At 72.3% G+C, this 14,545-nt stretch carries 14 protein-coding genes; 10 read left to right on the top strand and 4 right to left on the bottom strand.

Annotated features, from left to right (window positions below; all coding sequences use genetic code 11):
• The first annotated feature begins 11 nt into the window (after nucleotides 1-11).
• The 5 genes from argC to ACFYXM_RS18430 are packed head-to-tail and all read left to right on the top strand — an operon-like array spanning nucleotide 12 to nucleotide 4,842.
• A complete protein-coding gene (gene argC, locus ACFYXM_RS18450; RefSeq protein ID WP_389290463.1) occupies nucleotides 12-1,040 on the top strand; it encodes an N-acetyl-gamma-glutamyl-phosphate reductase in 1,029 nt (342 codons plus the stop codon).
• The gene (gene argJ / locus ACFYXM_RS18445; RefSeq protein ID WP_389290461.1) at nucleotides 1,037-2,191 is read left to right on the top strand and encodes a bifunctional glutamate N-acetyltransferase/amino-acid acetyltransferase ArgJ; all 1,155 of its coding nucleotides are present in this window, start codon (nucleotides 1,037-1,039) and stop codon (nucleotides 2,189-2,191) included. Before argC ends, argJ begins: the two co-directional genes overlap by 4 nt.
• Nucleotides 2,188-3,102, top strand: a complete 915-nt coding sequence (gene argB, locus ACFYXM_RS18440; protein ID WP_389290459.1) for an acetylglutamate kinase — start codon at nucleotides 2,188-2,190, stop codon at nucleotides 3,100-3,102. The genes argJ and argB overlap by 4 nt, the downstream gene beginning before the upstream one ends.
• Nucleotides 3,099-4,295, top strand: a complete 1,197-nt coding sequence (locus tag ACFYXM_RS18435; protein ID WP_389290457.1) for an acetylornithine transaminase — start codon at nucleotides 3,099-3,101, stop codon at nucleotides 4,293-4,295. The genes argB and ACFYXM_RS18435 overlap by 4 nt, the downstream gene beginning before the upstream one ends.
• Nucleotides 4,296-4,305: 10 nt before the next feature.
• Complete coding sequence (locus ACFYXM_RS18430) at nucleotides 4,306-4,842, top strand: arginine repressor (protein WP_073787752.1); 537 nt, start codon at nucleotides 4,306-4,308, stop codon at nucleotides 4,840-4,842.
• 140 nt (nucleotides 4,843-4,982) lie between these two features.
• Here the strand turns inward: ACFYXM_RS18430 and ACFYXM_RS18425 are convergent, their stop codons facing one another.
• Together ACFYXM_RS18425 and ACFYXM_RS18420 are read right to left on the bottom strand one after the other, a co-directional pair.
• On the bottom strand, nucleotides 4,983-5,684 hold the full coding sequence (locus ACFYXM_RS18425; protein ID WP_389290455.1) for a L,D-transpeptidase: 702 nt from the start codon (nucleotides 5,682-5,684) through the stop codon (nucleotides 4,983-4,985).
• 108 nt (nucleotides 5,685-5,792) lie between these two features.
• Nucleotides 5,793-6,392, bottom strand: coding sequence for a pyridoxamine 5'-phosphate oxidase family protein (locus ACFYXM_RS18420; RefSeq protein ID WP_389290453.1), 600 nt, complete (start codon nucleotides 6,390-6,392; stop codon nucleotides 5,793-5,795).
• 251 nt (nucleotides 6,393-6,643) lie between these two features.
• Between ACFYXM_RS18420 and ACFYXM_RS18415 the strand changes: the two genes are divergently transcribed.
• The 3 genes from ACFYXM_RS18415 to ACFYXM_RS18405 all read left to right on the top strand — a co-directional run bounded on the left by ACFYXM_RS18415 (nucleotide 6,644) and on the right by ACFYXM_RS18405 (nucleotide 10,446).
• Nucleotides 6,644-7,837: an argininosuccinate synthase gene (locus ACFYXM_RS18415; protein WP_389290451.1), complete on the top strand. Its 1,194-nt coding sequence runs from the start codon at nucleotides 6,644-6,646 to the stop codon at nucleotides 7,835-7,837.
• A gap of 88 nt (nucleotides 7,838-7,925) precedes the next feature.
• The gene (gene argH / locus ACFYXM_RS18410) at nucleotides 7,926-9,362 is read left to right on the top strand and encodes an argininosuccinate lyase (RefSeq protein ID WP_389290449.1); all 1,437 of its coding nucleotides are present in this window, start codon (nucleotides 7,926-7,928) and stop codon (nucleotides 9,360-9,362) included.
• 112 nt (nucleotides 9,363-9,474) lie between these two features.
• Entirely contained in the window at nucleotides 9,475-10,446 is a 972-nt protein-coding gene (locus ACFYXM_RS18405; protein WP_389290447.1) for an aldo/keto reductase, read from the top strand.
• 167 nt (nucleotides 10,447-10,613) lie between these two features.
• Here the strand turns inward: ACFYXM_RS18405 and ACFYXM_RS18400 are convergent, their stop codons facing one another.
• On the bottom strand, nucleotides 10,614-11,135 hold the full coding sequence (locus ACFYXM_RS18400; RefSeq protein WP_389290445.1) for a hypothetical protein: 522 nt from the start codon (nucleotides 11,133-11,135) through the stop codon (nucleotides 10,614-10,616).
• A gap of 149 nt (nucleotides 11,136-11,284) precedes the next feature.
• Between ACFYXM_RS18400 and ACFYXM_RS18395 the strand changes: the two genes are divergently transcribed.
• Both ACFYXM_RS18395 and ACFYXM_RS18390 read left to right on the top strand, forming a co-directional pair.
• On the top strand, nucleotides 11,285-11,836 hold the full coding sequence (locus tag ACFYXM_RS18395; RefSeq protein WP_389290444.1) for a TetR/AcrR family transcriptional regulator: 552 nt from the start codon (nucleotides 11,285-11,287) through the stop codon (nucleotides 11,834-11,836).
• Complete coding sequence (locus ACFYXM_RS18390; protein ID WP_389290442.1) at nucleotides 11,833-13,377, top strand: MFS transporter; 1,545 nt, start codon at nucleotides 11,833-11,835, stop codon at nucleotides 13,375-13,377. The genes ACFYXM_RS18395 and ACFYXM_RS18390 overlap by 4 nt, the downstream gene beginning before the upstream one ends.
• A 276-nt stretch (nucleotides 13,378-13,653) precedes the next feature.
• Here ACFYXM_RS18390 and ACFYXM_RS18385 read toward each other — a convergent pair whose 3' ends face one another.
• The gene (locus ACFYXM_RS18385) at nucleotides 13,654-14,325 is read right to left on the bottom strand and encodes a lysophospholipid acyltransferase family protein (protein ID WP_389290440.1); all 672 of its coding nucleotides are present in this window, start codon (nucleotides 14,323-14,325) and stop codon (nucleotides 13,654-13,656) included.
• Between the last annotated feature and the right edge of the window lie 220 nt (nucleotides 14,326-14,545).

Below are 14,545 nucleotides of genomic sequence, written 5' to 3'. Positions count from 1 at the left end.
GGAGGGTTTCGATGGTGGTACGTGCAGCGGTGGCAGGGGCGAGCGGATACGCCGGCGGAGAGCTGCTCCGCCTCCTGCTGGCCCACCCCGAGGTCGAGATCGGGGCCCTCACCGCCCATTCCAGCGCCGGACAGCGGCTCGGTGCGCTGCAGCCGCATCTGCGGCCGCTCGCCGACCGGGTGCTGGAGCCGACCACGCCCGAGGCGCTCGCCGGGCACGACGTCGTCTTCCTCGCCCTGCCGCACGGCCAGTCCGCCGCCGTCGCCGAGCAGCTCGGTGACGAGGTGCTCGTCGTCGACATGGGCGCCGACTTCCGACTCGCGGACGCCGCGGCCTGGGAGAAGTTCTACGGCTCGCCGCACGCCGGTACGTGGCCGTACGGGCTGCCCGAACTGCCGGGCGGGCGCGCGGAGCTGGCCGGGTCCAAGCGAGTCGCGGTGCCCGGCTGCTACCCGACGGCCGTCTCGCTGGCGCTCTTCCCGGCGTACGCGGCCCAGCTGGCCGAGCCCGAGGCCGTGGTCGTCGCCGCGTCCGGCACCTCCGGGGCGGGCAAGGCGGCCAAGCCGCACCTGCTCGGTTCCGAGGTGATGGGCAACATGTCCCCGTACGGCGTCGGCGGGGTCCACCGGCACACCCCCGAGATGGTCCAGAACCTCAGCGCGGCGGCCGGTGAGCCGGTCACCGTCTCCTTCACCCCGACCCTGGCGCCGATGCCCCGAGGCATCCTCGCCACATGCAGCGCGAAGGCGAGGCCGGGGGCGGGTGCCGAAGCCGTGCGAGACGCCTACGAGAAGGCGTTCGCCGACGAGCCGTTCGTCGAGCTGCTCCCCGAGGGGCAGTGGCCCGCCACCGCGTCCGTGTACGGCTCCAACGCCGTGCAGATCCAGGTCGCGTACGACGAGGCGGCGCACCGGATCGTCGTCGTCTCGGCCATCGACAACCTCGCCAAGGGCACTGCGGGCGGCGCCCTCCAGAGCATGAACATCGCCCTCGGACTTCCCGAGGACACAGGTCTCTCCACGATCGGAGTCGCACCGTGAGCGTCACGGCAGCACAGGGATTCTCGGCGGCGGGCATCGCCGCCGGGATCAAGGAAAGCGGAAACCCCGACCTGGCCCTCGTGGTCAACCACGGCCCGCGTCGCGCCGCCGCGGGCGTCTTCACCTCCAACCGCGTCAAGGCCGCCCCCGTCCTCTGGTCGCAGCAGGTGCTCAAGGGCGGCGAAATCGGTGCCGTCGTCCTCAACTCCGGTGGCGCCAACGCCTGCACGGGCCCCAAGGGTTTCCAGGACACGCACGCCACCGCGGAGAAGGCCGCCGAGGTCCTGCCCGGCCGCAGCGCGGGCGAGATCGCGGTCGCCTCGACCGGGCTGATCGGCACCCTGCTCCCGATGGACAAGCTGCTGCCCGGCATCGAGAAGGCCGCCGCCTCCCTCAGCGAGCACGGCGGCGAGAAGGCCGCCATCGCGATCAAGACCACCGACACCGTCCACAAGACCGCCGTCGCGGGCGGCGAGGGCTGGACCGTCGGCGGCATGGCCAAGGGCGCGGGCATGCTCGCCCCCGGCCTCGCCACCATGCTGGTCGTCCTCACCACCGACGCCGACGTGGACGCCACCGGGCTCGACTCCGCGCTGCGCGCCGCCACGCGCACCACCTTCGACCGGGTCGACTCCGACGGCTGCATGTCCACCAACGACACCGTGCTGCTGCTGGCCTCCGGCGCCAGCGGGATCACTCCGGGCCAGGACGAGTTCGCCCAGGCCGTGCGCGCCGTCTGCGCCGACCTCGCCCGGCAGCTCATCGGCGACGCCGAGGGCGCCTCCAAGGACATCCGGATCGAGGTGATCAACGCCGCGACCGAGGACGACGCCGTCGAGGTGGGCCGCTCCATCGCCCGCAACAACCTCCTCAAGTGCGCCATCCACGGCGAGGATCCCAACTGGGGCCGGGTCCTCTCCGCGATCGGCACGACGAAGGCCGCCTTCGAGCCCGACCAGCTGAACGTCGCCATCAACGGTGTCTGGGTCTGCAGGAACGGCAGCTTCGGCGAGGACCGTGACCTGGTCGACATGCGCTACCGGGAGGTCGCCGTCACCGCCGACCTGGCCGCCGGCACCGAGTCCGCCGTCATCTGGGCCAACGACCTCACCGCGGACTACGTCCACGAGAACAGCGCGTACAGCTCATGACCACGGCGCGGAAGCACACCGCACTCCCGAAGGCGCAGATCCTCATCGAGGCACTGCCCTGGCTGACCCGGCACCACGGCAAAACGGTCGTCATCAAGTTCGGCGGCAACGCCATGATCGACGACGAGTTGAAGGCGGCCTTCGCCCAGGACGTCGTGTTCCTGCGCCAGGCCGGCCTCAAGCCCGTCGTGGTGCACGGCGGCGGCCCCCAGATCAGCGCCCAGCTCGACAAGCAGGGCCTGGTCAGCGAGTTCAAGGCCGGTCTGCGCGTCACCACGCCCGAGGCGATGGACATCGTACGGATGGTGCTGGCCGGACAGGTCCAGCGCGAGCTCGTCGGACTGCTCAACCGGCACGGCCCGCTCGCCGTCGGCCTGACCGGCGAGGACGCCCACACCATCACCGCCACACGGCACCGCCCGGTCATCGACGGGGAACCCGTCGACATCGGCCGGGTCGGCGAGATCACCGCCATCGACACGGGCGCGATCCAGGCGCTGCTGGACGACGGCCGCATCCCCGTCGTCTCCTCCATCGCCCGTTCCGCCGACGACCACCACGTCTACAACGTCAACGCCGACACCGCGGCCGCCGCGCTCGCCGCCGCGCTGGGCGCCGAGACGCTGATGGTCCTCACCGACGTCGAGGGCCTGTACGAGGACTGGCCGAAGAGCGACGACGTGATCAGCCGCCTCACCGCCACCGAGCTGGAGAAGCTGCTGCCCGAGCTGTCCAGCGGCATGGTGCCCAAGATGGAGGGGTGCCTGCACGCCGTACGGGGCGGCGTCGAGACCGCCCGGGTCATCGACGGCCGGGTCCAGCACTCGATCCTGCTGGAGATCTTCACCGACGAGGGAATCGGCACGATGGTCGTGCCCGACGAGGCATCCGGCACCCAGGGGGAGTCATGAGCAACCAGGAGTACGCGCAGCGCTGGCAGCACGCGCTCATGGACAACTACGGCACCCCCCGGCTCTCCCTCGTCCGGGGCGAGGGGGCCAGGGTGTGGGACGCCGACGGCACCGAGTACCTCGACCTCGTCGGCGGCGTCGCGGTCAACGCGCTGGGCCACGCCCACCCCGCCGTCGTCGAGGCCGTCTCCGCCCAGGTCGCCTCCCTCGGCCACGTCTCCAACCTCTACATCGCGCCGCAGCCCGTCGCCCTCGCCGAACGGCTGCTCCAGCTCTTCGGCCGCGACGGGCGGGTCTACTTCGCGAACTCCGGCGCCGAGGCCAACGAGGCCGCCTTCAAGATCGGCCGACTGACGGGCCGGACCCGCATGGTCGCCACCGACGGCGGCTTCCACGGCCGGACCACGGGGGCGCTCGCGCTCACCGGCCAGCCGGGGAAGCGCGAGCCGTTCCAGCCGCTGCCCGGCGACGTCACCCACGTCCCGTACGGGGACGCCGAGGCCCTGCGCGCCGCCGTCACCACCGACACCGCGCTGGTCGTCATCGAGCCGATCCAGGGCGAGAACGGTGTGGTCGTGCCGCCCCAGGGCTATCTGGAGGCCGCCCGGGAGATCACCCGGGCCACGGGCACCCTGCTCGTCCTCGACGAGGTGCAGACCGGCATCGGCCGCTGCGGCCACTGGTTCGAGCACCAGGCCCACCAGGGCGTGGAGCCCGATGTCGTCACCCTCGCCAAGGGGCTCGGCGGCGGGCTGCCGCTGGGCGCGACCGTCGCCTTCGGCCCGGCCGCCGAGCTGCTGAAGCCGGGTCACCACGGCTCGACGTTCGGCGGCAACCCGATCGCCTGCGCCGCCGGTCTCGCCGTCCTGGACACCCTGGCGGCCGACGGAGCCCTGGACCGGGTGAAGCGGCTCGGCCGGAGGATCCGGGACGGAGTGGAAGGTCTCGGGCACCCTCTGGTCTCCCACGTCCGCGGCTCCGGCCTGCTGCTGGGTATCGTGCTCACCGAGCCCCGCGCGCCCCAGGTGCAACAGGCGGCTCAGGGAGCCGGAATCCTGGTGAACGCCCCCGCCCCCGACGTCCTGCGGCTGATGCCGCCGCTGATCATCGGTGACGCCGAGGTGGACGCGTTCCTCCGGGTACTTCCCGGCGCCCTCGACGCGGTACACGGGGACGGACGATCCGGAGAATGAGGCGACGACGATGACCGAGGCGCAGGAGACCGAGCAGAGCGGGCCCTCCGTGCCGCAGACCCGCACCGCGCGCCACCGCCGGATCGTGGACATCCTGAACCGGCAGCCGGTGCGCTCGCAGAGCCAGCTGGCCAGGCTGCTCGCCGACGACGGGCTGAGCGTCACCCAGGCGACGCTCTCCCGCGACCTCGACGAACTGGGTGCGGTGAAGATCCGCAACACCGGCGGCGAGCTGATCTACGCGGTGCCGAGCGAGGGCGGTTTCCGCACCCCGCAGGCTCCGCTGGGCGGATCCGCGAAGGAGGAGCGGATGCGCCGGCTCTCCGCAGAACTGCTCATCTCGGCGGAGGCGTCGGCCAACCTCGTCGTGCTGCGCACGCCCCCGGGAGCCGCGCAGTTCCTCGCCTCGGCCATCGACCAGGCCGAACTGCACGACATCCTCGGCACCATCGCGGGCGACGACACGCTGCTGCTGATCAGCCGGGACCCGGCGGGCGGCCAGGCCCTCGCCGACCATCTGCTGCGCCTGGCCCAGAACGAGCGCTGACCGACGCGGCGTCCGGTGCCGCCGGGCCGGTCCCGGATGTCACCGGGACCGGCCCCCGCACGCTTCGTACGTGCCGTCGGCCGTCCGCGGCCGGGCCGCCCGTCGTCCCGGAAGCGTCGGCCACCGGTTCATGGACGCTCTCAGTAGCGGATGATCGAGGTCGGGCCCGAACGGGTCCCGATCGCGATGTGCGGACGACGGGCCGGTTCCACCCAGCCGAGGATCCGGTCCATCGCGGCCGCCGTTACGGAGACGCACCCGGCGGTCGCGCCGCGTCCGTCGACGTGGAGGAAGATCCCGGCGCCACGCCCGCGCACCGGGCGCGCGTAGTTGAAGCCGATGACGAGGGCGCGGGCGTACTGAGTCGGATGGCCGGCCAGCCGCTCCGCCTCGCTCGCCCGGCAGTCCGCGGGCCGGGGCTCCACCCAGCGGTTGTAGGCGCGCGCCGCGTTGTCCTGGCACCACCACGACCGGCCGGTGATCCGGCGGTACGGATGGACGGTGCCGTGCGGCGCCGCCCCGGTCCCGAAGGCGTACGGCAGGCCGTACAGACCGGTGGGCGTGGTGGAGGTGCCCTGCCTGCGGGTCGCCCCCTCGGCCAGGCCCTTCGCGCCGAACCGGGCCGGGGCCGACCCGGCCCTCGACCAGACGCCCCGGCGCAGCTCCCACCAGGTGACGGTGCCGGTGGTGGAGCCCCTGGCCGGGGCCTCGGCCGTGATCAGCTGAGTGCCGCCGCCGGTGCCCGCCATCCGGGCCGGCAGGGGCGGCGCGGCGACGGGCCGGGCCGCGACCGTGCCCGCCAGCGCGAGCAGGACCGTACCGATCAGCAGGGATCTGCGCATGCCCGGACGGTAGACCCCGCGGCGCCCCGCCGCACCCGGACCCGCCCCGGACGGCTCGGAGCCCGCCGGGAGACCTGCGGCCGGGCGGCCACGCCCGTCGCCGGGCGCTCAGTCCCGTTCCGCGCCCGGCATCACCGGCAGCGGGAGCGGCAGGCCCGGCAGCCCGTCGATGCTCGTCGCGACGTGCTCCTTCTTCTCGAAGTACACGCCGAGCGACGCGTCGTCCTCGCGCGCGAAGCGCTGGGCGTGCAGGGGCCGGTCCGCGTCGTACGACATGCAAGGGACGGCGAATCCGCAGGTGTCCCGGATCAGTTCCGCCCGCACCACGATGACGGCGCGCAGCCCGTGCGGGCCGGGATCCACGTGGCGGAAGTGCCCGAGCAGCGACGGGAACCGCGGGTCGTCCCGGAAGACCGGCTCCCCGCGGCCGTGCACCCGCACGATGTTCGGCGGCCCCTGGAACGCGCACCACATCAGGGTGATGCGGCCGTTCTCCCGGAGGTGGGCGATGGTCTCGGCGTTGCTGCCCGCGAAGTCCAGGTAGGCCACGGTCCGTTCGTCCACGACCGCGAAGGAGCCGCTGACGCCCTTGGGGGAGAGGTTGACCGTGCCCTCGCCGTCCAGCGGCGCGGTCGCGGTGAAGAAGATGCGCTGTTCCTCGATGAAGGTCCTGAGCCGCCCGTCGATTCGTTCGTACGTCTTTCCCATGGCGGCCATTGTCGCCGCGGAGCCCCCGCCGGGGCAGGCCGTTCCGGCGGCCGGGACGCATACGGCGAGGGCACGGCCCGGTGCGCACGGGGGAGCGCGGGGCGGTGGCCAGCCGGTCACCGAGCGGCCCGCGACGGCGGCGGAAACAGCGCCGAGGGGTCCGCGACGCGCCGCCCACCAGCACCTTTGACAAACCATACGGAGGACTGCATAGTTATACCCATCAGTGATTGCACCGTAAGGAGAAACCCGTGACCGAGCGCGTCGTACTCGCCTACTCGGGCGGCCTGGACACCTCCGTCGCCATCGGCTGGATCGCCGAGGAGACGGGCGCCGAGGTCATCGCCGTTGCCGTGGACGTCGGCCAGGGCGGCGAGGACCTGGACGTCATCCGCAAGCGCGCGCTCGCCTGCGGTGCCGTCGAGGCCGAGGTCGCGGACGCGAAGGACGAGTTCGCCGAGGGCTACTGCCTCCCGGCGATCAAGGCCAACGCCCTCTACATGGACCGCTACCCGCTGGTCTCGGCCCTGTCCCGGCCGGCCATCGTCAAGCACCTCGTCGCCGCCGCGAAGAAGCACGACGCCGGCATCGTCGCCCACGGCTGCACCGGCAAGGGCAACGACCAGGTCCGCTTCGAGGCCGGCATCGCCGCGCTCGGCCCCGACCTGAAGTGCATCGCCCCGGTCCGCGACTACGCGATGACCCGCGACAAGGCGATCGCCTTCTGCGAGGAGAAGAACCTCCCGATCGCGACCACCAAGAAGTCCCCGTACTCCATCGACCAGAACGTCTTCGGGCGCGCCGTCGAGACGGGCTTCCTGGAGGACATCTGGAACGCGCCGATCGAGGACATCTACGAGTACACGCAGAACCCGGCCACCCCGCGCGAGGCCGACGAGGTCGTCATCTCCTTCAAGGAGGGCGTGCCCGTCGCCATCGACGGCAGGCCCGTCACCGTCCTCCAGGCGATCCAGGAGCTCAACCAGCGGGCCGGCGCCCAGGGCATCGGCCGGATCGACATGGTCGAGGACCGTCTCGTCGGCATCAAGTCCCGCGAGGTCTACGAGGCCCCGGGCGCGATCGCGCTGATCACCGCCCACCAGGAGCTGGAGAGCGTCACGGTCGAGCGCGAGCTGGCCCGCTACAAGCGGCAGGTCGAGCAGCGCTGGGGCGAGCTGGTCTACGACGGCCTGTGGTTCTCGCCGCTCAAGTGCGCCCTGGACGGCTTCATCGAGGAGGCCAACCAGCACGTCACCGGCGACATCCGGATGACCATGCACGCGGGCCGCGCCGTCGTCACCGGCCGGAAGTCGGAGCAGTCGCTCTACGACTTCAACCTCGCCACCTACGACACCGGCGACACCTTCGACCAGTCCAAGGCGCAGGGCTTCATCGAGATCTTCGGCCTCTCGTCGAAGATCGCCGCCAAGCGTGACCTGTCCTGATCCCCAGCTGTTACGTCACCGCCTCCCCGGACCCTCCGTGCGGGGAGGCGGTCGCACATCCACCCCTTGTCCTTCCGAGGAGCACGCAGTGAGCAACGGCACCAGCAACGGCGACGTACGCCTCTGGGGCGCCCGCTTCGCCGACGGTCCCGCCGAGGCCCTGGCCAGGCTGTCCGCCTCCGTCCACTTCGACTGGCGGCTCGCGCCGTACGACATCGCGGGCTCCCGCGCCCACGCGCGCGTGCTGAACAAGGCGGGCCTGCTCACCGACGACGAGCTGGACCGCATGATCGCCGGGCTCGACCGGCTCGAATCCGATGTGGCGGACGGTTCGTTCACCGGCACCGTCGCCGACGAGGACGTCCACACCGCGCTGGAGCGCGGCCTGCTGGAACGCCTGGGCCCGGAACTCGGCGGCAAGCTGCGCGCCGGCCGTTCCCGGAACGACCAGATCGCCACGCTCTTCCGGATGTACCTGCGCGACCACGCCCGGATCATCGGCGGGCTGATCGCCGAGCTCCAGGGCGCGCTGGTGGGCCTCGCCGAGGCCCACCCGGACGTCGCGATGCCCGGCCGCACGCACCTCCAGCACGCCCAGCCGGTCCTCTTCGCGCACCATGTGCTGGCCCACGCGCAGGCCCTGTCGCGGGACGCCGAGCGGCTGCGGCAGTGGGACGAGCGGACGGCCGTCTCCCCGTACGGCTCCGGCGCGCTGGCCGGTTCGTCCCTCGGGCTGGACCCGGAGGCGGTCGCCGCCGAGCTGGGCTTCGAGCACGGGTCCGTCGGCAACTCGATCGACGGCACGGCCTCCCGCGACTTCGTCGCCGAGTTCGCCTTCATCACCGCGATGATCGGCGTGAACCTCTCCCGGATCGCGGAGGAGGTCATCATCTGGAACACGAAGGAGTTCTCCTTCGTCACCCTGCACGACGCCTTCTCCACCGGCTCCTCGATCATGCCGCAGAAGAAGAACCCCGACATCGCCGAGCTGGCGCGCGGCAAGTCGGGCCGCCTCATCGGCAACCTGACGGGCCTCATGGCCACGCTGAAGGCGCTCCCGCTGGCGTACAACCGGGACCTCCAGGAGGACAAGGAGCCGGTCTTCGACTCCTGCGACCAGCTGGAGGTCCTGCTCCCGGCGTTCACCGGGATGATGGCCACCCTGACCGTCAACCGCGAGCGCATGGAGGAGCTGGCCCCGGCCGGGTTCTCGCTCGCCACCGATGTCGCCGAGTGGCTGGTCAAGCAGGGCGTGCCGTTCCGCGTCGCGCACGAGGTCGCGGGCGCCTGCGTGAAGGAGTGCGAGCGGCAGGGCATCGAACTCGACCAGCTGACCGACGAGCAGTTCGCGAAGATCTCCGAGCACCTGACGCCCGAGGTCCGCACGGTCCTGAACGTGCCCGGCGCGCTCGCGTCCCGCAGCGGACGGGGCGGGACCGCCCCGTCGGCGGTGGCCGTCCAGCTCGCCGAGGTGAAGGCCGACCTCGCGGTCCAGCGGGAGTGGGCCGCCGCGAAGAAGAACTGACGGCGGTTCGGGAAACCGGGGGGCGGGAGGGCGCGCACGCGCTCCCGCCCTCCGGTTCCGCCGGGCCGGGTTACGTTGACGGGGAGCGCACCCGAACGACGAGGAGCCCACGATGCCCTTCGCACGGCTGGCCACAGCGACGACGCCGACCGCCCACATCGGGCTCGGCCTCGCGGCGGTCGGCAGACCCGGCTACATCAACCTGCACCGCGACCGCGACCTGCCCGGCGACCGCGGCGTCGAGGCGCTGCGCGAACGCACCCACGAACTGCTGGACGCCGCCTACGCGCAGGGCGTCCGCTACATCGACGCGGCCCGCTCGTACGGCCGTTCGGAGGAGTTCCTCGCCGACTGGCTGAAGGCGCACCCGGAGGCGGACGATGTCGTCGTCGGCAGCAAATGGGGCTACACCTACACCGCCGACTGGAAGGTCGAGGCCGAGGCGCACGAGGTGAAGGATCACGGCCTCGGCACGTTCCTGCGCCAGCGCGCCGAGACCGGCGCCCTGCTCGGCGACCGTCTCGACCTCTACCAGATCCACTCGGTCACCGTCGACAGCCCGGCCCTGACCGACCGGGAGCTGCACGCGCGGCTCGCCGGGCTCGCCGCGGAAGGGGTCACCGTCGGCCTCTCCACCAGCGGCCCCCGGCAGGCCGACGCCATCCGGGCCGCGCTTGCCGTCACGGTCGACGGCGAGCCGCTCTTCCGTACCGTCCAGGCCACCTTCAACGTACTGGAGACGTCGGCCGGAGCGGCGCTCGCCGAGGCGCACGACGCCGGACGCACCGTCATCGTCAAGGAGGGCATGGCGAACGGGCGGCTCGCCGGAACGGAGGCCCCCGCGGTGATCCGGGAGATCGCGACCGACGCCGGGGTGGGGGCGGACTCGGTCGCGCTCGCGTTCGTCCTGTACCAGCCGTGGGCCGGGGTGGTGCTCTCGGGCGCGGCGACCGTCGGCCAGCTCGCCGGGAACCTGCACGCGGCCGTCGTCGACCTGGACGAGGATCGGCGCTCCCGGCTCGGCGCGCTCGTGGAGGATCCGGAGTCGTACTGGCGGTCCCGGGCCGCGCTGCCGTGGGGCTGAGCGAGGGGGCGCGTGGGCGCCGGCGGACCGGGTGAGCGGTGCGCCCCGGCCGGTCCGGAGTCCCTGCCCGGCCTCGATCCGACCGTCCTCGACGGCTGACGGGCGCCCGCCCCGTGCGGCGGCCGGGGCGGCCTGCGCACAGGGCCCGGGGCGACCCGGCGCGCGGCTCAGCGTGCGCCGCCCCGGCGCCCGTCCGCCCACCCTGCGAGCGTCTCGAAGTCGCCCGGCAGCAGCCCGGTGCGCGGATCGATCCACAGCAGCAGCGCCGCCGCCCCCTGCTCCTGGACCCACTCCCGGTCCCGGTCGGCGATCTCGTCGTCGATCCAGGCGAACGGCCGGCCGGCCGCGTACGCCACGATGTACGGCGTCTTCCAGTACGTGTCCTCGGGAGCGGCGACGGGAAGCGACGGCCAGTCGATGTACGGCAGCCGGGGCAGCCCCAGACGCGGCCCGATCCACGCGTTGGCCTCGTCCATCCAGGTCGTCGCCCAGACCAGCTCGTAGCGCCCGGCGAGGCCGAGCAGCGCCCGCCCGTGCTCCGGGTTGAGCAGGACGGGCAGCGGCGGTCCGAACTCCCAGCCCGTCGGCCGCGTCCAGTGCAGCGTGTAGCCGTCCGGGGCACGGCGGTTCATGAGTGCCGCGTACGGGTTGAGCGGACCGTCGATGTCGATCAGCAGCAGCGGCTTCATACCGACATGGTCCTCTTTCGTCCGCCGCGGCGGACGACGGCCCCGTACCGCGCGAGGCGACAGGTCTCCCGGTACGGGTGCCAGGCTCCTCGGTACGGACGACGATCTTCGGTGAGACATTTTTGTCTCATATGGTTTATCGTCGTCTCATGAGTCTCGACCGTGAACAGGTGCTCCGCAGCGCCGCCGTCCTGCTGACCCGAAAATCGACCGCCACCATGGACGAGGTCGCCCGGGCCGCGGGAATCGGGCGCGCCACCCTGCACCGGCACTTCGCGGGACGGGATGCCCTGGTCAGGGCGTTGGAAGACCTGGGCATCCGGGAAGTCGAGGCCGCGCTCGACGCCGCCGCGCTGGACGAGGGGACATCCGAGGAGGCGCTGCGGCGGCTGGTCGCGGCCGTCGAGCCGAGTGCCGGGCTGCTGTCCTTCCTCGTCACGGAGAACCAGCTCTTCGAGGGCGACGAGCTGAATGAGGGCTGGAGCCGGCTGGACGCCCGGGTCGCCGCCTTCTTCCGGCGCGGCCAGGAACGCGGCGAGTTCCGGATCGACCTCACCCCCGCCTGGCTGACCGAGACCCTTTACGGCCTCGTCTCCGCCGGGGCCTGGGCCGTTCAGGCGGGCCGGATCGCCGGGCAGGACTTCCAGTACATGATCGTCGAGTTGCTGCTCGGCGGCGCGCGTCGGAGCGTGGAACGATGAGTGCACTCGACCAGCACGTGCAAGCCCCTCGGGAACTGCGGAGGCCGGGGCGGTGGATCGCCCTGGCCGTCCTCGTCCTGGCGGTGCTGCTCGTGGCCGTCGACGCCACCGTCCTCGCTCTCGCCACCCCGTTCCTCACCGAGGACCTCAAGCCGTCCGGCACGCAGCTGCTCTGGATCGGCGACGTCTACTCCTTCGTCATCGCCGGTCTCCTGGTCTCCATGGGGAGCCTCGGCGACCGCATCGGCCGCAAGAAGCTGCTGCTGTGCGGGGCGATCGCGTTCGGCGCGGTCTCCGTGCTCAACGCGTACGCGAGCAGCCCCGAGATGATGATCGCGGCCAGGGCGCTGCTCGGGGTCGCGGGCGCCACTCTGATGCCGTCCACGCTCGCCCTGATCCGCAACCTCTTCCATGATCCGCGCGAGCGCAGTCTCGCCATCGGCATCTGGGGAGCCATGGCCTCGGCGGGCGCGGCGGTCGGTCCCGTCGTCGGCGGGTTCCTCCTGGAGCACTTCTGGTGGGGCTCGGTCTTCCTGATCAACCTGCCCGTCATGGCCGTCCTGGTCGTCGTCGGCGCCAGGATGATCCCCGAATCGAAGAACCCGGCCCCGGGACCCTGGGACCTGGGCAGTGTGGCGCTGTCGTTCCTCGGCATGATCGGTGTCGTGTACGCCATCAAGGAGATGGCCGCGCACGGGGTGGGCTGGGGTGCGTCCGTCGCCGGTCTCGGCGGTCTGGCCGCGCTCGGCTGGTTCGTACGCAGGCAGCTCACGCTTCCCGCGCCCCTGCTGGACATGCGCCTCTTCCACCACCGCGGCTTCTCCGGAGCGGTCCTCGCGGACCTGTTGACCATCCTCGGCCTGTCCGGTCTGGTCTTCTTCCTGTCCCAGTTCCTGCAACTGGTGCAGGGCCGCCGACCGCTGGAGGCGGGACTCGCCGAACTGCCCGCGACCGTCGGGGCCGTCGCCGCGGGTCTGGTCGCCGGGCGGGTGGCCCGCCACTACTCGGTGCGCTCGGTGGTGTCCGGCGGTCTCGGCGCGATCGGGCTGGCGCTCGCCGCGGTCACCACGATCCACAAGGAGACCGGCTATCCGCTGATCGGCGCCGTGCTGCTGGTCGTCGGCCTCGGCGCGGGGTTCGCCTTCACCGTCACCGCGGACGTGATCCTCTCCAGCGTCCCGAAGGAGCAGGCGGGCGCCGCGGGCGCGGTCTCCGAGACGGCGTACGAACTCGGCGCGGCCCTCGGCATCGCCCTGCTCGGCTCCGTCGTCACCGGCGTCTACCAGGAATTCGTCACCCCGGAGGGCATCCCGGCCGCCGCCGCGGCAGCCGCCCACGACTCACTGGGCGGGGCCGTCGAAGCGGCCCACGGCCTTCCGGCGTCGCAGGCCGACGCACTGGTCGCCGCGGGGCAGGAGGCGTTCGTCGAGGGGCTGCGGCTGGCGGCGGGCGCGGGCGCGGCGGTCCTGCTGGCGACCGCCGTCGCGGCCTGGTTCCTGCTGCGCGGCCAGAAGCTGGCGGAGGGCATCGTGCCCGAGTAGCCGCCCACGGTCCCGGCCGCCCCGCGCGGCGGCTCACCGCTCCGGTCCTGCCCGAGCAGCGGCCCGCCGTCCGCCCGCGCAGCAGGAGCGTCGGGCGCACCGGCGGCACGCACCCGAAAACCGGGCGGCACGCACCCGAAAACCGGGCGGCACGCACCCGAAAACCGGGCGGCACGCACCCGAAAACCGGGCGGTGCGCAGACGAAAGCGGTGCGCACACGGAAGGGGGCCGTACCCGCGCCGGGTACGGCCCCCTTCGCCCTGCCGTGCGTCAGCTCACGCCGCCTTGGCCTTCGTTGCGTACATGTCGACGTACTCCTGACCGGACAGCCGCATCACCTCGGCCATCACGGAATCGGTCACCGCCCGCAGCACATAGCGGTCCCGGTCCATGCCCTCGTAGCGGGAGAACTCCATCGGCTCGCCGAAACGGACCCTCACCTTCCCGGGACGCGGCAGACCGGCGCCGGTGGGCTGCAGCTTGTCCGTGCCGATCACCGCGAACGGCACCACGGGCGCGCCCGTCATCAGCGTCAGCCGAGCGATGCCGGTACGGCCCCGGTAGAGCCGGCCGTCGGGGGACCGGGTGCCCTCGGGGTAGATGGCGAACGCCTTGCCCTCCTCCAGCACCCGACGGCCCGTCATCAGCGCCGCGACACCGCCCCGGCCGCCGTCCCGGTCCACCGGGATCATGCCGCAGCCCGTGAAGAACCAGGCCATCGCGCGGCCCTTGAGCCCCTTGCCCTTCACGTACTCGTCCTTGCCGATGTAGAACACCGGCCGGTCGCAGCAGATCGGCATGATCATGGAGTCGATGAACGTCAGGTGGTTGCCCGCGAGGATCACCGGACCGTCCCCGGGGATGTTCTCCGCGCCCTCCACCTGGGGGCGGAACATCAGGCGCAACAACGGTCCGAGCACTGCCTTGATGAGCGCGAGTCGGGACAACGGTTCCTCCGGTGTAGCGGCCGGGCCGGCCGGGGCGCGGGATCGTGACGGTCCATGCAGGTGAGGACGATACTCGCGGGTACCCGCCGACCGCACGTCGGGTTCATCCAACGGATACCGGACGTTGACACGTGTTTGCGCCAAGTTCGTCCGGCTGCCGCTCCCTCGACGGTACGACTGCCTACGCTCGGCCCGCGCCCGACAGGTGCGAGACATCACA

Origin of the sequence: Streptomyces sp. NPDC002476 (genome assembly GCF_042889785.1) — a bacterium.
GTDB lineage: Bacteria > Actinomycetota > Actinomycetes > Streptomycetales > Streptomycetaceae > Streptomyces.
This window is presented reverse-complemented; position numbering and strand designations above follow the sequence as displayed.